A 22,141-nucleotide genomic window follows, 5' to 3' on the forward strand; every position below is an offset into this window, starting at 1 on the left:
GCCGCCCCGGTCTTTCTGCCTCACCGAGGCGGCAGCACCCCTTCCAGCGTCATCTGCTCGAAATCGTCGACCAGGATGTCCAGACGCACCTGCCAGCGTCCATCGCCCGAAGGCGGCGGCACGCCCAGCTCGGCGCGCCAGCGCCCGTCGGGCAGACGGCGTGCCTCGCGGCGCAAGGGCTCGACGCCCGCCTGCGGATTGAGCAGCGCCAGACTCAATGCCTGCGCGGACAAGGGCTGGCCGGACGGATCGCTCAGCACGATGCGCCACGCGCCCGACGTACGCGTCACCTGGGCGCGCACCTGGGCGTTCGCCAGCATGAAAACGTCTGCTTTCTGGAGGGACGCGGCCTCCAGGCTGCGCGGCGGCGGCGTAAAACGCCAGAGCGACACCACACCCAGCAAAATGAAGGCAACGGCGATTTCCGCTCCGATGCTGCGCCGCAGGCGGATGCGGGCCGCGGCTTCGCCCGCCAGGGCAGGCGCGGTACAACACCAGCGATTGAATGCGGCAATACCGAGCAGACCGCACACCAGAGCCAGTTTCACGCTCAGCACGGCGCCATAGTCTGTGCGCCATAAATCCTCGGGGCGATCCAACTGCAGCAACGACAACCCCACCCCGCTGGCAATCAGCAGCGTCACGGCCGGCGCGATCCAGCGGGAAAACCAGGCCAGCGGCAGCAGGCCCGCCGGCCCGCTGCCGGCGCGCAGCAGACGGACCAGCGGCACCAGCGCCCCCAGCCAGGCGGCCGCCGCCACCGCGTGCAGGACGACCAGCGGGCGCGACAGCCACTGGGGCGGCGCCGTACCCGCATGGCCGCTGGCGGCGAGCGCCATGCCCGCCAGCGCCAGGCCCAGGCCCGCGCCGCTGCGCATCGCCCAGGCTTTACGCGTGCGCAGGGCGCCCGCCGAGCAACACAAGGCCAGGGCGATCAGGCCCAGGGTCCAGGCATAGCGGCTCTCCAGTGCGGCGGCCCAGGCTTGCCATCCGAGCAAGGCCGCGCCAGGCAGATCCAGCAGATCCAGCCCTTGCAGCCCCAGATTCACAGGCAACAGGCTCAGGCCCAGCACAGCCACGGGCAATGCCCAGGTCTGCGGGGCCGCGGGCCTGCGCGCCCGAAACAGGGCCGCGCCCACGCAGGCGAACAGGCATGCGTAGCCCAGCCAGCGGCCCAGCCAGATCGCCGCCTGGCGGCCGCCAGACGCAGCGCCTGGAGCGGCCCCGCCCGGAGTCGGGGATGAGCCGACCGCATAGTCCACCGCCCCGCCCACAGGATGCCCATCCGCCGAGACGACCCGCCAACTGAGCAAATAGGCGCCCTGTCCCGCGCCGCCGGGCAGCGGCACACGGATCCTGAGTCCGCCGGCGTCCGCCGGCGCAAGGTCCGCAATCACACCCTGGGGATCGAGCAGCCGCAGGGCAGTGACACTGACCGGCTCATTGAAGATCAGCGTCACTGCCTCCGGCGCATGGTCGAGCGCGGCGCCGGGCGCCGGATCGGCCGACACCAGCGCGGCATGCCCCCAGACCGCCTGCCCCCACATCAGCAGGCAGGCAGCCAATACGCGCGCGGCCCTCAATGGTGGTGGCCGTGACCGCCCTCCGGGTGGGCGGGCGCCACGATCTTTACCCCGGGCGCGGGGCCTTGCGCATCCGGGTTACCCGAGGTGTCGATCCAGCGCGAAACGCCCTGGCCGCATTCCTGGACAACCGGGAAATAGACGGTCTGGCCGGGCTTGAGCGCATCCGAAAGATAGGCGCGAAACACGAATTCCTCGTAGTACGCGTCCGGCAGCACGCCGCTCCAACTGAGTTCGCGCACGCCGCTGTCCACCGGCGCCCCGTGAAGGGTCTGAGGTTGCGCATACTTGCCCTGGGTCATGTCGAGAGTCCAGCCCGCCTTGGGCTGAGGCTTGACCGCGAGCACGCCATCGGGAATGCGCACCCGCATTCGCGTGGTGTCGGCCCCTTCGCAGCCATGGCCGACGCGCAGCACCGCCTTGTAATAGCTGCCGGCGGCAGCCTGGGTGGTTTCCAACGTGACATGAGCCTGGGCGACCGGCGACAGGCCGAGCAAGGCCGTCAGGCCTGCAGCAAGAAAAATTTTCATGAAAATGCCTTTCAAATGATGCGTAAGCGAACAAACGGACGATCAGATGAAAAGCGGGGGCGGCGCCCTGGAGCCGACAGGCGCCCCGCGCACACGTTGCATGGGCGCCACAACAACCGTGACCAGCATCGCGACGGCGCCTGCGGCCACAGCCGGAATCAGCGCGGGCGCCGCCATCGCCAGCGGCGGGCCTCCGGCGTGCTGGGTCAACAGGCATAAAGGGCTCGCATGGGATTGCGGCAAGTCATCCGTGTGATGATGGCCGCCCACCGGCAGAGCCGGATTCTGGACCTGGCACAGGATCAGCCCGGGAAAGACTCCCCCTCTGCCCTCGAAATCCAGCATGGTTCCGGCCGGCACCAGCGCACGCAAGGCCAGGGCCAGGCACAGGGCCCAAGCCCAGGACAGGCTCACGGCCCGAAGCGGCCGGCGCGGCGTGGAGGGGTTCATGCGAAAGAAGTATAGGGCACCCAAGGCGCTCCAGTGCCCTCCCCCCGAGCGCGCCCCGCTTCCTTAATGACAATTGCCCGGCTTCCCTGGGCTATTTCGGCCCAATCGCCAGGACACCCCCATGTTAAAGATGCTGTTATTTCATTCTGTTTTCGCATAAGCAGAATCCCATCGCGCCGTTTCCATTCGACCGCAGAGAACCCCATGAACATGCGCAGCATCAAAATCAGCACACGACTCACACTCGGATTCGGCATTCTGATCCTCATCGCCGCACTGCTGGCCGGGCTGGGCGCCTGGCAAACCCAAAGTGGCCTGGACGATAACGAGATCGTCCAGATCCGCAGTGAAATCAACGTCAAGATCCAGCAATGGGCGCGCGCGGTCGAGGTCAACGGCGAACGCACACTCGCGCTGATCCACATGCCCGAACCCGCCGCCCGCGAGGCCATCCAGAAGAAAATGGCGGAGACTTCAAAGCACATCACCGCCCTGCAGGATCAGATCGGTGAACGCCTCATCACTCCCGAATCCAAAGCCCTGTACGCAAAGGTGCTGGAGGCGCGCAAGCGCTACACCGGCCAACGCAGGATCGCCATCGAGGATCAACAGAAAGGGGACATCGACAAGGCCAACAAGTTCTTCCTGGAAGACATGCCAGGCCTGATCAGCGCCTACCAGGGATCGATCGACGCGCTCTTCTCCTTCCAGCAAGAGAATGAAAAGCGCTTGTTCGCCGCGGGCCAGGAGGCTGGCCAGCGCATGCTGCTCGTTCTGGGCTTGATCGCCATCCTGGCGCTGGCCTGCGGCACCCTGCTGGCCTGGCGCATCAGCCGTTCCATCGCCCATCCCCTGGGGCAGGCCGTGGCGCTGGCCGGTTTCGTCGCCCGCCGCGATCTCAGCCACAACATCCAGCCCCAGGGCAAGGACGAGGTCACCTCTCTGGAGCAGGCGCTGCTCAACATGGCGAACGACCTGCGCAATGCCGTGAGCGAAATCCGCAGCGGCTCGGATGCCATCGCCTCGGCCTCGGCGCAGATCAGCGCCGGCAACCTGGACCTGTCCTCGCGCACCGAGCAGCAGGCCAGCTCCCTGGCCGAGACCGCCGCCACCACCGAGCAGATCACCGCCACCGTGCGCCAGAACGCCGACAACGCCCAGCAGGCCAACACCCTGGCCGCCTCGGCCGCCAGGACCGCCACCGACGGCGGCGCCATCGTCGCCGAACTGGTCTCCACCATGAGCGAGATCAACACCAAGTCCCAGCAGGTCGCCGACATCATCGGCGTGATCGACAGCATCGCCTTCCAGACCAACATCCTGGCGCTGAACGCCGCCGTCGAGGCCGCCCGCGCAGGCGAACAGGGCCGCGGCTTCGCCGTGGTGGCCGCCGAAGTCCGGGCGCTGGCCCAGCGCTCGGCGGGCGCCGCCAAAGAGATCAAGGGCCTCATCGACACCTCGGTGGAATCGACCGCCAAGGGTAACGAGCAGGCCGCGCGCGCCGGGGCCACGATGCAGGACATCGTCGACAGCATCCACCGCGTCACCGACATCATGGGCGAGATCAGCGCGGCCAGCCGCGAGCAGACCACCGGCATCGAAGAGATCAATGCCGCCATCACGCAGATGGACGACGTTACCCGCCAGAACGCCAGTCTGGTCGAGGAATCGGCCGCCGCGGCCGGCAGCCTGCAAGAGCAGGCCGACACCCTGGCGCGCCTGGTGGCCACCTTCCGGCTGAGGGATCAGGGCGGCCACGCCGCAGGGCAGCCCGCCGCCCTGCCAACATCGGCCATGGCGCCCAGACTGGAGTACGAGAAGGGTTGAAGCGGGGGCAGACGCCAGGGGTCACTGCAGCGGCTGGATGCCCTGGCAGTCCGCGCCCACCCAGCGGGCTGCCTGGGACATTTCGATGCTCACCGGCTGATTGTCCACGACGCCATGCAGGGTCATTTCGCTCTTGTAGCTTTTCGACGTCGCATCCCAGATGCGGCCATCGATCTTCCACTCGCCGTCTGCGTTGGTACAGTTCATTGAATACCGTCCTTCCGTACGCGAACCGTGCCAATCAACCTCCGAGCATTGCATGCCGGCATCATCGACCGTGGGCTTGAATTCGCCCTTGGCGGCTTCCACCGTCAGGCACTGACGGAGCACGTTGGGCTGCGTGAAGCTCGCGCCCGACTGCGCCATCATCTGCTCCATCTGTTTTCTTTGCGCCTCCGGCATCTGCGCCAATGTTTCCTGCATGCCTTCCAGCATCGCGGCCAGCCTTGCCGTCCGGAGCGAACGAACCCGGACGGCCTGCTGATACCATAGTGGCCTCTTTACGCGACACGCACAACGGCCAAGAAGTGGATCGCCGGATAGGCAACCAATCATGAAAACGGTCTCAACATCCACGCCAATCCACCGAAACAAAAACAAAATTTCCGCACCATGAAACTCGCCACCTGGAATGTCAATTCTCTGAACGTCCGCCTGGGACACGTCCTGGACTGGCTGCAGGCCAATCCGGTCGACGCGCTGTGTCTTCAGGAACTGAAACTGCCGGACGACAAATTCCCGCACGAAGTCCTGCGGGCGGCCGGCTACCATGCCTGCTGGGCGGGACAAAAGACCTACAACGGCGTGGCGATCCTGAGCAAGACGCCCCCGCTGGACATACAACGCAACATCCCGGGCTATGAAGACGAACAGCAGCGCATCATCGCCGCCACGCTGACCGGCCCCGACGGCAAGCCCGTGCGCGTCGTCAGCGCCTACTGCCCCAACGGGCAGGCGGTGGGCAGCGACAAATACGCCTACAAGCTCGACTGGTTCCAGGCGCTGCGCCAATGGCTGGACGAAGAGATCGCCCGCCATCCGGACCTGGCGATCCTGGGGGACTACAACGTCGCCCCGGCCGATGAGGACGTGCACGACCCCGAGGCCTGGGCCGGCGGCATCCTGGTCTCCGATCCCGAGCGCCAGGCGTTCCGCGACTTGCTGGAACTCGGTTTCCAGGATACGTTCCGCCTGTTCGATCAGCCGCCGCGCACGTTCAGTTGGTGGGACTACCGCCGCCTGGGTTTCCGGCGCAACGCCGGCCTGCGCATCGACCACATCCTGGCCACACAGGATCTGGCGGCCCGCTGCCGGGAATGCACGGTGGACAAGACGCCGCGCGGCTGGGAGAAACCGTCGGACCACGCGCCGGTCGTGGCGACATTCCTCACCGCCTGACGGGCGTCCATGCGGCGAGCGGCCCGGCAAAGCGTCTATAATCCAGGGCTCATCCCACTTTCCTCACGCCCATGCCGCTCGACAGCCGACTGATCGCTCATCTGGACCGGGGGATGGTCCTGGACATCACTCTGGAAGACCTGCCTTTCCGGGTTTACGTGGCCCAGCGCGAGGCGGATGTCGAGCAGGTGACCGGGCTGGTCCCCGCCGAACAGTTCCAGGGAGACGGGGACGTCCACGTCGCCGCGATCCACGACGGCGACGACGCCTCCGAGCAGATCCAGGATGTGCTCTTCAATCTCAATCCGGGCGATGCCATCGTCTTCCTGTGCACAGGCCCGCAGGCCTACGCCGAGACACTGGCCGAACTCGGCCAGTCCGGCGACGATCCGGCACCTCCGACCGCTGACACGAACCTGACATGACGCAGTCCTCCGGCAATATCTTCATGGTGGTCGCCCCGAGCGGGGCGGGCAAATCCAGCCTGGTCAACGCCCTGCTGGAAAAAGACCCCAGCCTGGCCTTATCCATTTCCTGCACCACCCGCACGCCCCGGCCCGGCGAAGAAGACAAAAAGCACTATCGCTTCGTGTCCATGGAAACCTTCCAGGCCCTGCGCGACCAGGGCGACATGCTCGAATGGGCGGAAGTCCACGGCAATTTCTACGGCACGCCCCGCGACCGGGTCGAACAGGCCCTGAGCGCCGGCACCGACATCATCCTGGAAATCGACTGGCAGGGGGCCCTCCAGGTGCGCCGCCACTACCCCCAGGCGATCGGCATCTTCATCCTGCCGCCCTCGATCGAAGCCCTGGAGAGCCGCCTGAAAAATCGCGGCCAGGATGCCCCCCAGGTCATCGCCCGCCGGCTGCTTGCGGCAGGCGGCGAGATGGCGCATGCTTCGGATTGCGAATATGTTATTATTAATCAAGAATTTAGCGTCGCACTGGAACAACTCCGCCAAGTGATCTGCGCGGCCCGATTGCGCTACACTGCGCAATCCGTCCGGCACGCCGAGCTGTTCACCCAGTTGGGTATCCGCAAACCGCTTTCAACCGCTTCCTGAACCAGGATACATATGGCCCGCATCACCGTAGAAGACTGCCTCGAACAAGTCCCCAACCGCTTCGACCTGACCCTGGTCGCGACCTACCGCGCCCGCGAACTGGCCCAGGGACACGAAGCCCGCATCCAGAGCCACAACAAACCCACGGTCACCGCGTTGCGTGAAATCGCACAGGGCCTGGTCGGCACCGAGATGCTGCGCAAAGTCCCCACCTGATTCCGGGGGGGCGGGCCATGGCATTTTCCGGCTTGCGCGGCGCATCCTCCGGGCTGCTCGCCGTTCTACGCAAAGGCCCCCGCCTGCGGCGGCGCAAGCCGCACACCGCCCCTGCCCCGCAATCCGGGGCCGCCCCCAGCCCGATCGCATCGCTGGCCGGGCTCAACCAGATCGTCTCGGGATATCTGAGTCCGCGCGACATCGAACGGATTCGCGAAGCCTACCGCTTCGCCGACAACGCCCACCTCGGGCAGTTCCGCGCCAGCGGCGAGCCGTACATCTCCCACCCTATCGCCGTCACCGAAATCTGCGCCGGCTGGAAGCTCGACGCCGATTCCCTGATGGCCGCCCTGTTGCACGACGTGATCGAGGACCAGGGCGTCAGCAAACAGGAGCTGGCCGAGAAATTCGGCGTCGAGGTCGCCGAGATCGTCGATGGTCTCACCAAGCTCGAACGCCTGGAATACGCCACCAAGGCCGAACAGCAGGCGGAATCCTTCCGCAAGATGCTGCTGGCCATGGCGCGCGACGTCCGCGTCATTCTGATCAAGCTCGCGGACCGGCTGCACAACATGCGCACGCTGGACGCGGTCAAACCCGAAAAACGCCGCCGCGTGGCCAGCGAGACCCTGGACATCTACACGCCGATCGCTCACCGGCTCGGGCTCAACGCGCTGTTCCGAGAATTGCAGGACCGCTGCTTCAAGGCCATACATCCGAACCGCTATCTCGTGCTGCACAAGGCGATGATGGCCGCGCGCGGCAACCGGCGCGAAGTCATTTCGAAAATCGCCGAAGCCGTCCGCGCCGCGCTGCCCGCCGCCGGCCTGGACGCCGAAGTCAGCGGCCGGGAAAAATCGCTCTACGGCATCTATAAAAAGATGGTCGAGCAGAAGAAATCGTTTTCCGACGTCCTCGACATCTACGGTTTTCGCATCATCGTCCACACGCTGCCTGAATGCTACCTGGCCCTGGGCACGTTGCACCAGTTGTACCGGCCGGTGCCCGGCAAGTTCAAGGACTACATCGCCATCCCGAAGATCAATGGCTACCAATCCCTGCACACGACCCTGATCGGCCCTTACGGCACACCGGTGGAGTTCCAGTTCCGCACCCACGACATGGACCATGTGGCCGAAGAAGGCGTGGCCTCCCACTGGCTGTACAAAGAGCAAGGCACCTCGCTCAACGACCTGCAGAAGCGCACCCATCAATGGCTGCAATCGCTGCTGGACATCCAGAGCCAGACCGGCGACTCGGGAGAATTCCTGGAGCACGTCAAGGTCGATCTCTTCCCCGACGCGGTCTACGTGTTCACGCCCCGAGGCAAAATCCTGTCGCTGCCGCGCGGCGCCACGCCGGTCGACTTCGCCTATGCAATCCACACGGACATCGGCAACCATACCGTCGCCTGCAAGATCAACGGCGATTTCTCGCCCTTGCGCACGGAGCTGCACAGCGGCGATGCGGTGGAAATCATCACATCGTCGGCTTCGCGCCCCAGCGCCCAATGGCTGAATTACGTGCGCACGGGACGCGCACGCTCGGAAATCCGCCATTACCTGCGCAACGAGCGCTACGGAGAATCCGTGGCTTTCGGCCGCCGGCTGCTGAATCAGGCCTTCGACCAGCTTTCTATTCCCTATCCCAAGGACGACGATCCGCAATGGGAGCGCCTGTCGAAGGGTTCGGGCGGCGCCTCGCGCACCGAGATCCTGGCCGACATCGGCCTGGGCAAGCGCCTGGCCGCCGTGGTGGCGCGCCGCTTCGCCCCTGAAAACGCCATGCTGGAAACCACGGCGATGGCCGTGGACGAATTCACTTCCGTCACCAGCGCGCCCATCGTGATCCACGGCAACGAAGGCCAGGCCGTCCAGTTGGCCCCTTGCTGCGGCCCGCTGCCGGGCGACGCCATCATCGGCGGCATCCGCCTGGGCCACGGGCTGGTGGTGCACATGAACGATTGCCCGGTGGCCATGCGCCAGCAGGCGCGCGAGCCTGAACGCTGGATTCCGGTGATCTGGGACACCACAACCGCCCGGCACCTGACCACGCGCCTGGAGCTGACCGTCCTGAACGAACGCGGCGTGCTGGGCCGCCTGGCGGCGGAAATCACCGAAGCCGATTCCAACATCATCCAGCTCACCATGCCCGACGAGGCCGCTTCCACGGCTCTGCTCAATATCGTGGTCCAGGTCGACAGCCGCAAGCATCTCGCCCAGGTCATCCGCGCCATCCGGCACGTCCCCCAGGTCCAAAAGATCGTCAGAGCGAAGGGATGAGGCAGGACACGGGACAGTCCCCTGCGGACTGTCCTGTGCCTGCCGAATCCGAGCCGCCTGCGGGCGGCGAGGCGGAGGGCTGCCGCACACCAAGACATCCTCCTGCCTGCCGGATCCGAAACAAAAAAGCTCCGGTGCCTGGAATCACCGGAGCTTTTTATTCGAACCCAGGGGCGTGGAATCAATTCGGCCCGCTGTCCCCCTGCTCGATCAGCCGGCGGCCCTCGTCCGTCATCTTCACGCCCAACTGCTGTCGCAGTTCGGCCAGCACGGCCTGCTGCTCCACGCCCCCCCAGACCCTGGCCATCTGCAAGCCCAGGCCATCGAGCGCAGGCGTATCCGTCATGCCGGGCTTGATCTCGTCGATCAGGATGATCGCGTAGGCCCGCGGCAAAGTCACGCCACCGAAGGCCGGGGTCTTGTCCGCCTCGATGGAGAACGCGGCGTCCAGCACCTCTTTGGACAAGCCCGCAGGGTTCAGGCGGCTGATCTTCGCCGGTTCGCCGAAGCCCTCGGAAGCGGGCTGCGCCTGAAGCTCGGCCAGCGCCTTTTCACCTTCGGCCACGGCGGCGGCTCGTGCGCGCTCGTCGGTCAGTTGCGCGCGGATATGATCCCGCACCTGATCCAGCGGCGGCACATGCGACGGCGTCACATCGCGCACGCGCACCACCGTCATGGTGTCGGGAGAAATCTCGATCACCCCCGAATTCTGCTTATCGGTCAGTACCTGGGAGCTGAACAGGGCCTGTCGCACGCGCACGTCGCCCAGGATGGCCGAATCGCCCGAAGCGGAGGCCGCGTCCTTGCCCGCTTCGTCCACGCTCAGCAGGCGCTCGCGCGCGATTCCACCGGCATGGCGGATCTGCAGGCCCAGTTCCTTGGCGGCGGGATCCAGGCTGGCGGGATTGTCGTAGACCAGGCTGGTGAGTTTGGTCGCCATGTCGGCGTATCGGTCGGCCGCCAATTGACGGCGAACCTCTTCTTCGACCTTGGGACGCGCCTGCTCGAAGGTTTCGCCTTGCTCGGGCTGGACCTCGTCGGCCATGAAGACGTGATAGCCTTCGGGCCCCTTCACGGGATCGGAAATCTCGCCCTGCTTGAGCGCGAATACGGCCTGCTCCATGGTCAGCGGCAGCGTGCCGCGCTGGATCCAGCCCAGGCGGCCGCCATCGCGCGACGTGCCGGCATCCTGGGATTCCTTGCGGGCCAGTTCCGCGAACTTGGAAGGCTCCGCGCGCAAGCGCGTGACGATCTCCGCGGCCTTGGTCTGCGCGGTCTTGACCACGTCGTCGGATGCACCGGCCGGCAGCTTGATCAGAATGTGGCTGACGTTGACACGCGCCGGCACCACGTAGAGCGCCTTGTTCTGCTCGTAATAATCCTTCAACTGGGATTCTTCGAGAGCAGGCACGCTGGCCAGGGCGGCCGCCTCGTCCAGCACCAGGTAATCGGCCGAGACCTGCTCGGGCAGGCGCAGCGCATCCTGGTGGCCGTCGTACCAGGCCTGGATGTCCTGGTCGGTCACCTGGACTTCCTTGACATGATCCTCGGCCTTGAAGACCCGCAGACGGACGGTACGCTCTTCCGTCAGGGCGCGTTTGAGGCCGTCGAGCACGGGCGCCGGCAGAAGCGCCGTGTCGCGCACCGGGCCGAGCACGCGGTCCAGGGCCAGTTCGGCACGCTGGCCCGCCTCGAAGTCACGCGGGGTCAGGCCATAGGAGGTAAGGACTTCGTGATAGCGGTCGGGCGAGAACTGGCCGTCGACCTGCAATTGCGGCATGGCCGAGATGGCGCGGCGCAGGGCGCCGTCGGATACGCTGAAATGATTCTGCGTCGCCACCGCGATCTGCAGCTTGCGATCAATGAGCTGATCCAGCAGCGCCTGGCGGGCCTGGGGATTGTCCAGCAGGGCGGGGTCGAAGCGGCCCTGGCTGCTTTCCTGCATCTGCTGCAACTGGTTGCGCTGTGCCTGGACGAATTCCTCGCGGGTGACCGTCGCCCGGCCGATTTCGACAATGGCCGGGTCGGCGGTGACGAATGAATAGCCGCTGATCCCGAGGAACACGAAAGACGGCACCACGAGAATCAGAAGAATCAACTGCATCAGGCGTTGATGCGTACGAATGAAATCGAACATGAACGGCTCACCTGCTGGAGACTGACGGCCCCAGGGCCGCGCGAACGAAATGTCCCGCAGTTTACCACCGCGACCGGCCCCCTTGCCAAAGCGGCACCCCGGCCGACCCTCCGAATGCGGGCGGCCGCGGGCTTTCCTGGCCGGTGGCGCCTCTGCTGGCTAAAATGCGGTTTGTCCTTCTCCGGCGCGCCGACTTGCCATGACCTTATCCCTCCCCGCCTGGCCCTGGCCGGCTTTCATCGCCCATCGCGGCGGCGGCCGGCTGGCGCCCGAAAACACTCTGGCGGCCATACGCACAGGCGCGGACGCCGGATTCAGGATGGTGGAATTCGACGTCAAACTCAGCGCGGACGGCCTGCCCTTTCTGCTGCACGACGACACCGTGGACCGGACCTCGAACGGCCGCGGCCCGGCCCATGAGCTGGATTGGCGCGCACTGGGAGAAATGGACTTCGGCAGTTGGCACGGGCCGGATTTCGCCGGCGAGCCGGCGCCGTCCCTGTATGCCGTGGCGCGCTGCACCCGGGCCCGCAACCTGCACAGCAATATCGAGATCAAGCCGGCCGCCGGCCAGGAAACCGCCACCGGCGCGGCCGTGGCCCGCGCGGCGGCCCGCCTGTGGGCCGGCGCCGAGTTGCCGCCGCTGCTGTCATCGTTTTCCGAAACCGCCCTGGAAGCCGCCCGGGCAGCCGCACCCGGCCTGCCCCGCGCGCTGCTCATCGAGGGGCCGGTTCCGGCAGACTGGCACGCCCGCCTGCAGGGCCTGGGCTGCATCGGCCTGCACATCGACACGCAGCACGCCGAGCAAGCCGCAGTGCGCGACATCCTGGGCCGTGGCGCCGCCGTGGCGGTTTGGACCGTCAACGACCCCGCCCGCGCCCGTACGCTGCTCGGCTGGGGATGCCAGGCGGTATTCACCGATGAATTGCATCTCGTCCGGGCGGATGCGCCCGGCCTGGTCTCCCGATAGGTTTCGCCATGTTCAGCTACCGTCATGCCTTCCACGCCGGCAATCACGCCGACGTGCTCAAGCACGCCATCCTTGTCCAGATCCTGGATTATTTCAATCGCAAGGACGCGCCCTACTGGGTGATCGACACCCACGCCGGCGCGGGCCTCTACGCCCTGGACGGCGAATGGGCCGGCCAGAGCGGCGAGGTCGTCGACGGGCTCGACCGGCTGCTGGGCGCCCCCCAGCCGCCCGAACTGGTGGCACGCTATCTGCGCGCGATCCAGGACTTCAATCCCGACGGGGTCGCCAACCGCTACCCCGGCTCGCCCGCGCTCACCCTGCACGCCTTGCGCGCATCCGACAAGCTGCGGCTGTTCGAGCTGCATCCCACCGAAATCGAAGTGCTGGAAGACACCCTGCGGCAACTGGACGCCCCGCGCCGCCAGGTGACCATCGCCCGCGAGGACGGATTCGCCGGGCTGAGACGGCTGCTGCCGCCGCCCACCCGGCGAGGCCTCGTCCTGATCGATCCGTCCTATGAAGACAAGCAGGACTACCGCCACACGCTGCAGGCGGTGCACGCCGGCCTGGAGCGTTTCGCCTCCGGCTGTTTTGCGGTCTGGTATCCCCTGGTGCAGCGCGTCCAGGCGCACGAAATGGCCCGCGCGCTGGAACGGCTGCCCGTGGAATGGCTGCACGCCACCCTGACGGTGCGTAAACCGGCGCCCGACGGACTGGGGCTGCATGGCAGCGGCATGTTCATCATCAACCCGCCCTGGACGCTGCGCGAGGAATTACGGGCGGCCCTGCCCTGGCTGACCCGGATACTCGCCCAGGATGCGCACGCCCGGCATACGCTGGAAACCAGCGCCCAGCGCACCGGCCCCTCCGGCACGCCGTCGCCGTCCGCCAAGGCCGGGCTCAAGCCACACAGACCGGCCGACAGCCCCGTCCCGGCTCAGAAGCGCTCGCCATCCCGCAAGTAACGCCACTGGCCCACGGGCAGATCGCCCAGCACGACGTGGCCCATGCGCACACGCTTCAGGCCCACGACCTTCAACCCGACCTGTTCGCACATGCGGCGAATCTGGCGTTTGCGGCCCTCGCGCAGGATGAAATGCAGTTGGTCCTCGTTCTGCCACTGCACCCGCGCCGGCCGCAGGGCCTGGCCATCGAGCGTCAGGCCGTGGTTCAGCAAGGCAAGCCCGCCGGCCGACAGCCGGCCTTCGACGCGCACCAGGTATTCCTTTTCGATCGAAGAATCATCGCTGATGAGCTGACGGGCGATACGCCCATCCTGGGTCAGGACCAGCAGCCCCTGGGAGTCGATGTCCAGGCGTCCGGCGGGCGCCAGCCCGCGCAGATGCGCGGGATCGAAGGCAGGGCCGCCGCGGCCCGCCCGGTGCTGGGTGCGCGCCTGGATCAGGGATGCCGCCAGGCGGTAGCCCTTGTCGGACTGGTGCGACACGTAGCCCACCGGCTTGTTCAGAATGAGGGTGACCTTGTCGGTCTGGCGCCGCGCCGCCTGGCGCTCGAGTGTGATGCGGGCGCTGGGCAAGGCCTTGGTGCCCAACTCGCTGACGATGCGGCCGTCCACGCGCACCCAGCCGCGTTCGATGTAGGCATCGGCTTCGCGCCGCGAGCACAGGCCGCGCTGGGCCATGAGTTTTGAAATTCGGACTGGTTCCATGATGCCGGGCATTTTATAGGATTCCCCGGGCGCCCCGCGCCGGACCGAAGCGGCCATGCTATCGTGTGGCCCCTCGATCCACTGCTTTCCATGACCCCGGACACCGCCCTGCCCCGCCCCTGGCGCCACGCCCCCGCACCCGGACTGGACCGGACGCGGCAGGCCTGGCTGCGACGGCCCGGCGCCCTCACCGCCGGCCTGCGCCTCCTCGGAGAGGTACGGCTGGCCGTGCGCCGCGAAGCCGTTGAAGCCTTGCCTTCCGGCTGGGCCGCCGAAGCCGGGCTGCCGGCCGGCAGCCCGGTCTGGTGGCGCGAAATCCTGATGACGATCAACGGCGTGCCCGCCATCCAGGCCTGCAGCTTCACGCCGCGCCGCGCCAGCCTGGGCGTTTGGCAAGCCATGCGCGGCCTGGGCCAGCGTCCGCTGGCCGACATCCTGTACCGGGATCCGCGCATCGCGCGCAGCGGCTTTCGCTTCGGCCGGATACGCGTCAGGGACGCGGACGGCGCCTGGGCCGATGCAACCGCCGGGTCGCTGATCCTGGCCCGGCACTCGGTGTTCGTGCGCCTGGGACAACCCCTGCTGGTGGCGGAATATTTCCTGCCGTCCTTCTGGGCGATTGCGCAGCCGCGCTGAGGCCAGGCGCCCGCCGCCCCTACAGGGCTTCGACGCCGCTTTCCCCCGTGCGGATCCGCACAGCCTGCTCGACCGGCGTGACGAAAATCTTGCCGTCGCCGATCTTGCCGGTGCGCGCGGCGCGGATGACGGCTTCGATCACGCCTTCGGCCTGATCGGCCGCCACCACCACGTCGATGCGGATCTTGGGCAGGAAATCCACCACATACTCGGCGCCGCGATACAGCTCGGTGTGGCCTTTCTGGCGGCCAAAGCCCTTGACCTCGGTGACGGTCAGGCCATTGACGCCCAGTTCCGACAAGGCTTCGCGCACCTCGTCGAGCTTGAAGGGTTTGACGATCGCGGTGATCTGCTTCATGTCGGGGTGCGCCATGGTATCGGGGTTCCGCTGAAAAGCTTTTAATATAGCGCAGACGGCGCCGTCCAGCCTGACTGCCGAGGCTGACGGCCCCTCCTTTATAATGCGCCCACTATGTCCAATACCCCGTCCGCACACAATCAGTTCGACAACAAGTCGCAAGCCTGGTCCGCCCGTTTCTCCGAGCCCGTCTCCGATCTGGTCAAGCGCTATACCGCCTCGGTCAACTTCGACCAGCGCATGGCGGCCTTCGACATCCAGGGCTCGCTGGCCCACGCCGACATGCTGGCGGCCGTGGGCGTGATCGGCGCCGCCGACCTCGCCGACATCCAGCGCGGCATGGCGCAGATCCTGGAAGAAATCCGCGCCGGCGGCTTTGTCTGGTCCCTAGACCTCGAAGACGTCCATCTGAACATCGAAAAACGCCTGGTCGAACTGATCGGCGACGCCGGCAAGCGCCTGCATACGGGCCGTTCCCGCAACGACCAGGTGGCCACCGACATCCGCCTGTGGCTGCGCCACGAAATCGACCTCGCCATCGAACTGCTGGGGCAACTGCGCCACCGCCTGGCCGCCCTGGCCCTGGAACACGCCGACACCATCCTGCCGGGATTCACCCATCTGCAAGTCGCCCAGCCGGTCACTTTCGGCCACCACCTGCTGGCCTATGCCGAAATGTTCGGCCGCGACGCCGAGCGCCTGGCCGACTGCCGCCGCCGCACCAACCGCCTGCCCCTGGGCGCCGCCGCCCTGGCGGGCACGTCCTACCCCATCGATCGCGAGCGGGTCGCCCGCTCTCTGGGCTTCGACGAGGTGTGCCGCAATTCTCTGGATGCCGTCTCCGACCGCGATTTCGCCATCGAGTTCTGCGCGGCGGCGGCGCTCATCATGACGCATATCTCGCGCCTGTCCGAAGAACTCGTCCTGTGGATGAGCCCGCGCGTGGGTTTCATCGATCTGGCCGACCGTTTCTGCACCGGCAGTTCGATCATGCCGCAAAAGAAAAATCCGGACGTGCCCGAACTGGCCCGCGGCAAGACCGGCCGCGTGCACGGCCACCTGGTCGCGCTGCTGACCCTGATGAAAGGCCAGCCCTTGGCCTATAACAAAGACAATCAGGAAGACAAGGAAGGCCTGTTCGACACCGCCGACACGATCCGCGACACGCTGACGATCTTCGTCGACATGATCGGCGGGGTGCGCGTCAAGGCCGAGGCGATGCGCGCCGCCGCCCTGCAGGGCTATGCCACCGCCACCGATCTGGCCGACTACCTGGTCAAGCGCGGCGTGCCCTTTCGCGATGCTCACGAGACCGTGGCGCTGGCGGTGCGTTCCTGCGAAGAGCGCGGCTGCGATCTGGCCGATCTTTCATTGGATGAACTGCGCGGTTTTCATGCGGACATCCAGGACGACGTGTTCCAGGTGCTGACGCTGGAAGGCTCGGTCGCCGCCCGCAAGCACATCGGCGGTACCGCCCCCGAACGCGTGCGGATCGAAGCGCGGCGGATACTGGACGGGGCGGAGCAGGCCTAGCGCAGCCCCCAGCCTGGCCGGCGCGGCGCTAATCGCGCTCGGCGCCGCCGGCCAGGCGCGAAAACACATGCCCGGAAGGGGCTTGGTACACCCGCAGCGACAGCTCGGGCAGAATGGCCAGCAGATGATCGAAGAGGTCTCCCTGGACCTGCTCGTAATCGACCCAGGCCGTCAGGCGTGAAAAACAATAGACCTCCACCGGAACGCCCTGGCTGTCGGGCTCCAGCGCGCGCACGATCATGAGCATGTCCTGGCGGATGTTCGGATTCTGCTTCAGGTAGGCCAGGGCATAGGCCCGAAAAGTGCCCAAATTGGTCAGGCGTCTCCGGTTGGCGGGCACGGCGGCAGTCTCCTGCAGCGCCTGGTTGGAGGCCTGCAACGCGGATTGCTTGGCCGCCAGGTAGTCGCTCAGCAAACGGTAGCGGCTCAGCGCCTGGATTTCATCATCGTCCAGAAACCGGACCGACTCGGCATCGATGCGCAAGGTGCGCTTGATGCGCCGTCCGCCCGACTCGAACATCTGGCGCCAATTCCGGTAGCTTTCCGAAAAGAGCTTGTAGGTGGGAATGGTGGTGACGGTCTTGTCCCAGTTCTGCACCTTCACGGTATGCAGCGCCATATCGATCACGAAGCCGTCGGCGCCCGCCTGAGGCATTTCGATCCAGTCCCCGATGCGCAGCATGTCGTTGGTGTTCATCTGCGTGCTGGCCACCAGCGACAACAGCGTGTCTTTGAAGACCAGCAGCAGCACGGCGGACAAGGCGCCCAGGCCGGAGAGCATCAGCAGGGGCGATTGATCCAGCAGCACGGATACCACCAGCACCACGCACAGCGCCCAGACGGCCAGTTGCGCGACTTCGAGATAACCCTTGATGGGACGCCCCCGCCCTTGCTGCACCCCCAGCATGTTGACGTCCTGCCAGGCGCGCAACAGCCGGTTGAAGGCCAGAAAGACATACACCAGGGCCAGCGCCTGGATCAGGCGCTCGAGGGAGTCGCCGAGGGCCTCGCCCACGAAGAGCAGGCGGATGTTGGCGGCGATCAACAGCAGGGAGACGGCATGGCCCAAGTGGCGGTAGACGCCGCGCCGCGCCACCGCCTGGCTCCAGTCGTCCCGGCCCAGCGCCTGCAGGGCGCGCCCCAGGACCAGCGCCAACCCGCGCGAGGCCAGCAGCCCCGCCAGCCACACCACGCCCGCCAGCACCAGCATGCCCACCAGGGCCTGCGCCCAGGGCTCCTGCGGCACCCAGGGCAGAATCCAGGTGTCCACCCAGACTTCCAGCGGGGTGCTCAAGGCATTCGGCGTGGGCGGCATGGCGATTCCAATCCAGATCGGCAAGAAACCCATACTGTATCCGATCAGGTGTGCGGGCGACGGCGGCCGGCGGCGGGGACGGCCAGACCCAGCAGTGCCGCGCCCGCGAATCCAGCGCCCGCCAGGAACGTCGCCGACGGCCCCCACGCTTGCCACAGCCCGCCGGCCAGAACGCTGGCCAGCAGCATGCACACGCCGCTGGCCAGATTGAAAATCCCAAAAGCCGTCCCCTTCAGACCCGCCGGCGTCGTATCCGCCACCATGGCAGCCAGAATCCCCTGGCTGAACCCCATGTGCAGTCCCCACAGCGCCGCGCCCGCCAGCAAGAGCCAGACGCCGCCGCCCGTCAGCGCCAGGGTCAGGTCTGCCAGCAGCAGCAGGACCAGGCCGACGGCCAGCACCGCCGTGCGCGGCATGCGGTCCGACAGCCAGCCGGCGGGGTAGGCGGACAAGGTGAAGAACAGCGACATCACGATCAACACGGCAGGGGCCCAGGCCATGGCCAGGCCCATGTCCTGCGCGCGCAGGATCAGGAAGGCTTCGCTGAATCGAGCCAGGGTGAACACGGCGCCGATCAGCACCACGCGCCAGTAGGCGGCTTCGAAATCGCCCGCCGCGCGCCAGCGGATGGGCGAGCGCAGCGGCCGGGCCTCGTCCGGCGGCGGACGCGTCTCGCGCACGCCCCACCACAGCAGCCCCATGGCCACGACGCCCGGGACGACGGCAAACCACAGCACATGCCGGATGTCCGTGAGCACCAGCATCAATCCGACCGCCAGGCCGGGCCCCAGGACCGCGCCCACGGTATCCAGGGACTGGCGCAGTCCGAAAGCCGCGCCCCGGATTTCCGGTGGCGTGACGTCGGCGACCAGGGCGTCGCGCGGCGCGCCCCGGATGCCTTTGCCGATCCGGTCGATGAAACGGGCAATGAACACCGTGCCGACCGAATGCGCCAAGGGGAACAAGGGCTTGCTCAACGCCGCCAGACCGTATCCCGCCAGCAGAAGACCCTTGCGGCGGCCCAGATAGTCGCTGATCGCACCGGAGAAAATCTTGACGATCAGGGCGGTGGCCTCGGCCACGCCCTCGATGACGCCGACTGCGAGCACGCTGGCGCCCAGGCCCGAAACCAGGAAAATCGGCAGCAGGCTGTGGATCAGCTCCGACGAAAGATCCATGAACAGGCTGACCAGGCCCAGCATCCATACCGTGCGCGGGATGGCGCGCCGGCCGCTGCCGCCTGGCGAGCGGCGCCCGTGGCTCATGCGCTTTCCTTCAGGGTTCAAAGACGGCGATCGATTCCACGTGCGCCGTGTGCGGGAACATATTGACCGCGCCGGCGGCCTTCAAGGTCCATCCGCCCACGTGATGCAGCACCCCCGCATCGCGCGCCAGAGTGGCCGGGTTGCAGGAAACATAGACGACGCGGCGCGGACGCTCGGCCGGCGCCAGATCGGCCAGCGCCTGCGCGACAGCCAGGGCTCCCTCGCGCGGCGGATCGATCAGCATGCGGTCGAAACGGCCCAGGCCGCGCAGCCAGCCGGCATCGACCTCGAACAGATTCAGTTCGGTGAACCCGGCCTTGTCCGCCAGCCCCTGGCGGATGGCGTCCTCGCGCGCGCGGCCCACCAGCGTGGCGCTGCCTTCGATGCCCACGACCGCGCGGCTTTGCGTGGCCAGCGGCAGGCTGAAATTGCCCAGGCCGCAGAACAGGTCGGCCACGCGATCATCCGGCTGGACGTCCAGCAGGCTCAAGGCGCGCGCCACCAGGGCCTGGTTGATCTGCGGGTTGACCTGGGTGAAGTCGGTCGGCCGGTAGTGCATGCGCAAGCCGTAGGCCGGCAACGCATAGGCCAGCGCATCGGCGCGGGCCGGATCCAGCGGATGAGCCGTCTCGGGCCCCTTGGGCTGCAGCCACCAGTCGATGCGGTGACGGTCGCCGAACGCGCGCAGGCTGTCCAGGTCGGACGGCGTGAGGGGCTCCAGGTGCCGCAGGCAGAAGACGGTGGACTCGTCACCCACGGCCACTTCGATCTGCGGCATGCGGTCAGGCCGCGACAGCCCGCCGATCAGTGCGCGCAAAGGCATCAGCAGGGCCGAAACATGCGGCGGCAGCACCAGGCAGGATTGCATGTCGGCCACGTAGCTGCTGGCGCGTTCGCGGAAACCCACCAGCATGCCGCCCTTTTTCGGCACCAGGCGGACCGACAGCCGGGCGCGGTGGCGGTAGCCGAAGGCCGGCCCCTGAAGCGCGGGCAGAATCTGCTGCGGCCGGACCTTGCCGATATGCTCCAGCGCATCTTCCAGGGCACGCTGCTTGACGGCCATCTGCGCGGCCGGCTCCAGGTGCTGCATGGCGCAGCCCCCGCAGACGCCGAAATGCGGGCATGGGGGCCGGGTGCGCTGCGAGGAAGCGCTCAAGATGCGCTCGGCGCGGGCTTTGTCGTAGGAAGGTTTGCGCCGCGTCACGCGGGCGAGAACCCGTTCTCCGGGCAGTGCGCCCTCGACAAAGACGACTTTGCCCTCATGATGGGCAATCCCCTGGCCTTCGAGATCCAGCGACTCGATGTCCAAGGACAACAGAATGGGTTCAACCATGGTGCCAGGCGGAGAGGAATTCTTTCCAGTGCGGCGCATCGAGCGCCGTCAGGGTGTCGCGCACCAGCGCGAGTTCGGCCGCATAGGATTCGGCGTCCAGCTCGCCCTTGATGAGGCGGTAGCGGCAATACACCAGCCAGGTGTTGAGCACATCGGTCTCGCAGTAGTTGCGCACGTGATCCCGGTCGCCCGCGTGCCAGACCTGCCAGACCTGGCCGCCATCCATGTCGAGCTTGCCGGGAAAACCGCACAGCTTGGCCAATTGGTCCAGCGGCGCGTTGGCGCGGCCGTTGAACTTTGCCAGCACGTCCATCAGATCGACATGGCGGGTATGGTAGCGGTTCAGGTAGTTGTTGAAGCGGAAATCACGATCGTCGTCCCCGGTGTCCCAGTAGCGCGGCGCGGCCACGCCGTGGATCAGGCTGCGATAGTGCAGCACCGGCAGATCGAAGCCCGAGCCGTTCCAACTGACCAGGGTGGGCGTGTAGTGGCCGATGGTTTTGAAAAATCCGGCAATCAGCGTTTTTTCGGGATCGTCGGGCTGGCCCAGCGTGCGCACGCGAAAGCCCTGGTCGTCTCGGAACACGCAGCCGATGACGGCGATCTTCTGCAGATGCAGGGGCAGAAAATCGTTGCCGTGCGTCTCTCGCCGCTGGGCGAGCGCGGCTTCGATCAGATCGGCGTCGGCCAGATCGGCCCACTGCGGATTCAAGCGCCGCAGGCCGTCCGCGTCGGGAATCGTTTCCAGGTCGAAGACCAGCGTCGGAATCATCGCGCCGGCAGGTAGGACAGAGGATTCACGGGGGTGCCGCGGCGCCGGATCTCGAAGTGCAGGCGCGGCGAGGTGGTATCGCTCTGGCCCAGCGTGGCGATCTTCGCGCCCTTTTTGACGGTTTCGCCGGTCTTGACCAGCAGGGACTGGTTGTGGGCATAGGCCGTGATGAAACCGTTGCTGTGGCCCAGCAGAATCAGGTTGCCCAGGCCGCGCACGCCATTGCCCGCGTACATGACCTTGCCGTCGGCAGCGGCCGTCACGGGCGCCCCGACCGCGCCTTCGATGTCAATGCCCTTGGTGGTGGAATTGAAGCCCTGGATGATCTTGCCGCCGCTGGGCCAGCCCCAGGAAATCAGCCCCGCATCGCTGGCGCGGGACGCCGAAGTCGAGACCGGCGCGGCGGCCTCGCCGGCGGCCGCGCCGGCACTCCCGCCACTGGCGGGCGAGGTCTTGACCGGCGAGGTCGTGGCCGTTGCCCCGCCCGCCGGCATGGGCGTGTTGCCGTCCAGGCGCAGGACCTGGCCGATGGACAACTGGGTCGGATCGGTGATGTTGTTCAGTTGCGCCAGGCGGGAGACTTCCATGCCGTGGCTTTGGGCAATCTTGTAGAGCGTGTCGCCGGCCCGCACGACATAGGTGCCCGAGGCCTGGGCGGTCGCGGCGGAGGCGCTGCGGTTGGAGTGATCGGCAACCGGCGCGCGCGCGGAGCGCGAGGCGCAACCCGACAGGACGGCGGCCGACAGCAGAACGGCCAGCAGCAAGGCCGTTCTTGCCATGGGACGACCCGGCCATTGC

At 66.9% G+C, this 22,141-nt stretch carries 22 protein-coding genes; 10 read left to right on the forward strand and 12 right to left on the reverse strand.

Features of this window, described 5'->3' with window-relative positions:
* Window positions 1-20 precede the first annotated feature (20 nt).
* Genes ABRZ00_RS13385 through ABRZ00_RS13395 form a run of 3 tightly spaced genes read right to left on the reverse strand, consistent with a single transcriptional unit; the run spans window position 21 to window position 2,563 of the window.
* Window positions 21-1,565 carry a FixH family protein gene (locus tag ABRZ00_RS13385; protein ID WP_368641672.1) on the reverse strand — a complete coding sequence of 515 codons (1,545 nt, stop codon included), beginning with the start codon at window positions 1,563-1,565 and terminating at the stop codon, window positions 21-23.
* 14 nt (window positions 1,566-1,579) lie between these two features.
* Window positions 1,580-2,113, reverse strand: a complete 534-nt coding sequence (locus tag ABRZ00_RS13390; protein WP_368640740.1) for a YcnI family protein — start codon at window positions 2,111-2,113, stop codon at window positions 1,580-1,582.
* Between the two features lie 42 nt (window positions 2,114-2,155).
* Window positions 2,156-2,563: a DUF2946 family protein gene (locus ABRZ00_RS13395; protein ID WP_368641671.1), complete on the reverse strand. Its 408-nt coding sequence runs from the start codon at window positions 2,561-2,563 to the stop codon at window positions 2,156-2,158.
* A 210-nt stretch (window positions 2,564-2,773) separates the two neighbouring features.
* Between ABRZ00_RS13395 and ABRZ00_RS13400 the strand changes: the two genes are divergently transcribed.
* A complete protein-coding gene (locus ABRZ00_RS13400) occupies window positions 2,774-4,390 on the forward strand; it encodes a methyl-accepting chemotaxis protein (RefSeq protein WP_368644337.1) in 1,617 nt (538 codons plus the stop codon).
* Between the two features lie 21 nt (window positions 4,391-4,411).
* Here ABRZ00_RS13400 and ABRZ00_RS13405 read toward each other — a convergent pair whose 3' ends face one another.
* Window positions 4,412-4,825: a DUF3617 family protein gene (locus ABRZ00_RS13405; protein ID WP_368644338.1), complete on the reverse strand. Its 414-nt coding sequence runs from the start codon at window positions 4,823-4,825 to the stop codon at window positions 4,412-4,414.
* Between the two features lie 177 nt (window positions 4,826-5,002).
* Here ABRZ00_RS13405 and xth point away from each other — a divergent pair, with 177 nt between their 5' ends.
* The 5 genes from xth (at window position 5,003) to ABRZ00_RS13430 (ending at window position 9,352) form a co-directional block, all read left to right on the forward strand.
* Window positions 5,003-5,788 (forward strand): exodeoxyribonuclease III, encoded by a 786-nt coding sequence (xth, locus tag ABRZ00_RS13410; RefSeq protein WP_368641629.1) that lies wholly within the window; start codon window positions 5,003-5,005, stop codon window positions 5,786-5,788.
* A gap of 71 nt (window positions 5,789-5,859) precedes the next feature.
* Window positions 5,860-6,213 carry a hypothetical protein gene (locus tag ABRZ00_RS13415; protein WP_368641628.1) on the forward strand — a complete coding sequence of 118 codons (354 nt, stop codon included), beginning with the start codon at window positions 5,860-5,862 and terminating at the stop codon, window positions 6,211-6,213.
* Window positions 6,210-6,854 (forward strand): guanylate kinase, encoded by a 645-nt coding sequence (gene gmk / locus ABRZ00_RS13420; protein ID WP_343835377.1) that lies wholly within the window; start codon window positions 6,210-6,212, stop codon window positions 6,852-6,854. The genes ABRZ00_RS13415 and gmk overlap by 4 nt, the downstream gene beginning before the upstream one ends.
* 12 nt (window positions 6,855-6,866) lie before the next feature.
* Window positions 6,867-7,070 (forward strand): DNA-directed RNA polymerase subunit omega, encoded by a 204-nt coding sequence (rpoZ, locus tag ABRZ00_RS13425; protein WP_320347921.1) that lies wholly within the window; start codon window positions 6,867-6,869, stop codon window positions 7,068-7,070.
* Between the two features lie 17 nt (window positions 7,071-7,087).
* Window positions 7,088-9,352, forward strand: a complete 2,265-nt coding sequence (locus ABRZ00_RS13430; protein WP_368641627.1) for a bifunctional (p)ppGpp synthetase/guanosine-3',5'-bis(diphosphate) 3'-pyrophosphohydrolase — start codon at window positions 7,088-7,090, stop codon at window positions 9,350-9,352.
* 181 nt (window positions 9,353-9,533) lie between these two features.
* Here ABRZ00_RS13430 and ABRZ00_RS13435 read toward each other — a convergent pair whose 3' ends face one another.
* The gene (locus ABRZ00_RS13435) at window positions 9,534-11,489 is read right to left on the reverse strand and encodes a SurA N-terminal domain-containing protein (protein WP_368641626.1); all 1,956 of its coding nucleotides are present in this window, start codon (window positions 11,487-11,489) and stop codon (window positions 9,534-9,536) included.
* A 199-nt stretch (window positions 11,490-11,688) separates the two neighbouring features.
* Here ABRZ00_RS13435 and ugpQ point away from each other — a divergent pair, with 199 nt between their 5' ends.
* On the forward strand, window positions 11,689-12,459 hold the full coding sequence (gene ugpQ, locus ABRZ00_RS13440) for a glycerophosphodiester phosphodiesterase (RefSeq protein WP_368641625.1): 771 nt from the start codon (window positions 11,689-11,691) through the stop codon (window positions 12,457-12,459).
* 8 nt (window positions 12,460-12,467) lie between these two features.
* Window positions 12,468-13,427 carry a 23S rRNA (adenine(2030)-N(6))-methyltransferase RlmJ gene (locus ABRZ00_RS13445; RefSeq protein ID WP_368641624.1) on the forward strand — a complete coding sequence of 320 codons (960 nt, stop codon included), beginning with the start codon at window positions 12,468-12,470 and terminating at the stop codon, window positions 13,425-13,427.
* Here ABRZ00_RS13445 and ABRZ00_RS13450 read toward each other — a convergent pair.
* A complete protein-coding gene (locus ABRZ00_RS13450) occupies window positions 13,400-14,131 on the reverse strand; it encodes a pseudouridine synthase (protein ID WP_368641623.1) in 732 nt (243 codons plus the stop codon). The two genes, ABRZ00_RS13445 and ABRZ00_RS13450, sit on opposite strands and share 28 nt — an antisense overlap.
* A gap of 90 nt (window positions 14,132-14,221) precedes the next feature.
* Here ABRZ00_RS13450 and ABRZ00_RS13455 point away from each other — a divergent pair, with 90 nt between their 5' ends.
* Window positions 14,222-14,767, forward strand: a complete 546-nt coding sequence (locus tag ABRZ00_RS13455) for a chorismate lyase (protein WP_368641622.1) — start codon at window positions 14,222-14,224, stop codon at window positions 14,765-14,767.
* Between the two features lie 19 nt (window positions 14,768-14,786).
* On the opposite strand, the gene ABRZ00_RS13460 is transcribed toward ABRZ00_RS13455, so the two are convergent.
* Entirely contained in the window at window positions 14,787-15,125 is a 339-nt protein-coding gene (locus ABRZ00_RS13460; RefSeq protein WP_343835903.1) for a P-II family nitrogen regulator, read from the reverse strand.
* Window positions 15,126-15,239: 114 nt separating this feature from the next.
* Here ABRZ00_RS13460 and argH point away from each other — a divergent pair, with 114 nt between their 5' ends.
* Window positions 15,240-16,658: an argininosuccinate lyase gene (gene argH / locus ABRZ00_RS13465; RefSeq protein ID WP_368641621.1), complete on the forward strand. Its 1,419-nt coding sequence runs from the start codon at window positions 15,240-15,242 to the stop codon at window positions 16,656-16,658.
* Between the two features lie 28 nt (window positions 16,659-16,686).
* On the opposite strand, the gene ABRZ00_RS13470 is transcribed toward argH, so the two are convergent.
* The 5 genes from ABRZ00_RS13470 to ABRZ00_RS13490 are packed head-to-tail and all read right to left on the reverse strand — an operon-like array spanning window position 16,687 to window position 22,122.
* The gene (locus ABRZ00_RS13470) at window positions 16,687-17,973 is read right to left on the reverse strand and encodes a mechanosensitive ion channel family protein (protein WP_368641620.1); all 1,287 of its coding nucleotides are present in this window, start codon (window positions 17,971-17,973) and stop codon (window positions 16,687-16,689) included.
* A gap of 44 nt (window positions 17,974-18,017) precedes the next feature.
* The gene (locus ABRZ00_RS13475; protein WP_368641619.1) at window positions 18,018-19,238 is read right to left on the reverse strand and encodes an MFS transporter; all 1,221 of its coding nucleotides are present in this window, start codon (window positions 19,236-19,238) and stop codon (window positions 18,018-18,020) included.
* Between the two features lie 10 nt (window positions 19,239-19,248).
* Window positions 19,249-20,559: a 23S rRNA (uracil(1939)-C(5))-methyltransferase RlmD gene (gene rlmD, locus ABRZ00_RS13480; protein ID WP_343835904.1), complete on the reverse strand. Its 1,311-nt coding sequence runs from the start codon at window positions 20,557-20,559 to the stop codon at window positions 19,249-19,251.
* Between the two features lie 4 nt (window positions 20,560-20,563).
* Window positions 20,564-21,343, reverse strand: a complete 780-nt coding sequence (locus ABRZ00_RS13485; protein WP_368641618.1) for a 3'-5' exonuclease — start codon at window positions 21,341-21,343, stop codon at window positions 20,564-20,566.
* Window positions 21,340-22,122, reverse strand: a complete 783-nt coding sequence (locus ABRZ00_RS13490) for a peptidoglycan DD-metalloendopeptidase family protein (RefSeq protein WP_368641617.1) — start codon at window positions 22,120-22,122, stop codon at window positions 21,340-21,342. The genes ABRZ00_RS13485 and ABRZ00_RS13490 overlap by 4 nt, the downstream gene beginning before the upstream one ends.
* Window positions 22,123-22,141 lie beyond the last annotated feature (19 nt).

Origin of the sequence: Castellaniella ginsengisoli (assembly GCF_040955415.1) — a bacterium.
Lineage (GTDB): Bacteria > Pseudomonadota > Gammaproteobacteria > Burkholderiales > Burkholderiaceae_B > Castellaniella > Castellaniella ginsengisoli.

Bases quoted from the DNA above. Each gene is read 5' to 3' on its own strand.
- ABRZ00_RS13390 (WP_368640740.1), bottom strand. From the start codon at position 2,113: ATGAAAATTTTTCTTGCTGCAGGCCTGACGGCCTTGCTCGGCCTGTCG.
- ABRZ00_RS13395 (WP_368641671.1), bottom strand. From the start codon at position 2,563: ATGAACCCCTCCACGCCGCGCCGGCCGCTTCGGGCCGTGAGCCTGTCC.
- ABRZ00_RS13400 (WP_368644337.1), top strand. From the start codon at position 2,774: ATGCGCAGCATCAAAATCAGCACACGACTCACACTCGGATTCGGCATT.
- ABRZ00_RS13405 (WP_368644338.1), bottom strand. From the start codon at position 4,825: ATGCTGGAAGGCATGCAGGAAACATTGGCGCAGATGCCGGAGGCGCAA.
- xth (WP_368641629.1), top strand. From the start codon at position 5,003: ATGAAACTCGCCACCTGGAATGTCAATTCTCTGAACGTCCGCCTGGGA.
- ABRZ00_RS13415 (WP_368641628.1), top strand. From the start codon at position 5,860: ATGCCGCTCGACAGCCGACTGATCGCTCATCTGGACCGGGGGATGGTC.
- gmk (WP_343835377.1), top strand. From the start codon at position 6,210: ATGACGCAGTCCTCCGGCAATATCTTCATGGTGGTCGCCCCGAGCGGG.
- rpoZ (WP_320347921.1), top strand. From the start codon at position 6,867: ATGGCCCGCATCACCGTAGAAGACTGCCTCGAACAAGTCCCCAACCGC.
- ABRZ00_RS13430 (WP_368641627.1), top strand. From the start codon at position 7,088: ATGGCATTTTCCGGCTTGCGCGGCGCATCCTCCGGGCTGCTCGCCGTT.
- ABRZ00_RS13435 (WP_368641626.1), bottom strand. From the start codon at position 11,489: ATGTTCGATTTCATTCGTACGCATCAACGCCTGATGCAGTTGATTCTT.
- ugpQ (WP_368641625.1), top strand. From the start codon at position 11,689: ATGACCTTATCCCTCCCCGCCTGGCCCTGGCCGGCTTTCATCGCCCAT.
- ABRZ00_RS13445 (WP_368641624.1), top strand. From the start codon at position 12,468: ATGTTCAGCTACCGTCATGCCTTCCACGCCGGCAATCACGCCGACGTG.
- ABRZ00_RS13450 (WP_368641623.1), bottom strand. From the start codon at position 14,131: ATGGAACCAGTCCGAATTTCAAAACTCATGGCCCAGCGCGGCCTGTGC.
- ABRZ00_RS13455 (WP_368641622.1), top strand. From the start codon at position 14,222: ATGACCCCGGACACCGCCCTGCCCCGCCCCTGGCGCCACGCCCCCGCA.
- ABRZ00_RS13460 (WP_343835903.1), bottom strand. From the start codon at position 15,125: ATGAAGCAGATCACCGCGATCGTCAAACCCTTCAAGCTCGACGAGGTG.
- argH (WP_368641621.1), top strand. From the start codon at position 15,240: ATGTCCAATACCCCGTCCGCACACAATCAGTTCGACAACAAGTCGCAA.
- ABRZ00_RS13470 (WP_368641620.1), bottom strand. From the start codon at position 17,973: ATGCCGCCCACGCCGAATGCCTTGAGCACCCCGCTGGAAGTCTGGGTG.
- ABRZ00_RS13475 (WP_368641619.1), bottom strand. From the start codon at position 19,238: ATGAGCCACGGGCGCCGCTCGCCAGGCGGCAGCGGCCGGCGCGCCATC.
- ABRZ00_RS13485 (WP_368641618.1), bottom strand. From the start codon at position 21,343: ATGATTCCGACGCTGGTCTTCGACCTGGAAACGATTCCCGACGCGGAC.
- ABRZ00_RS13490 (WP_368641617.1), bottom strand. From the start codon at position 22,122: ATGGCAAGAACGGCCTTGCTGCTGGCCGTTCTGCTGTCGGCCGCCGTC.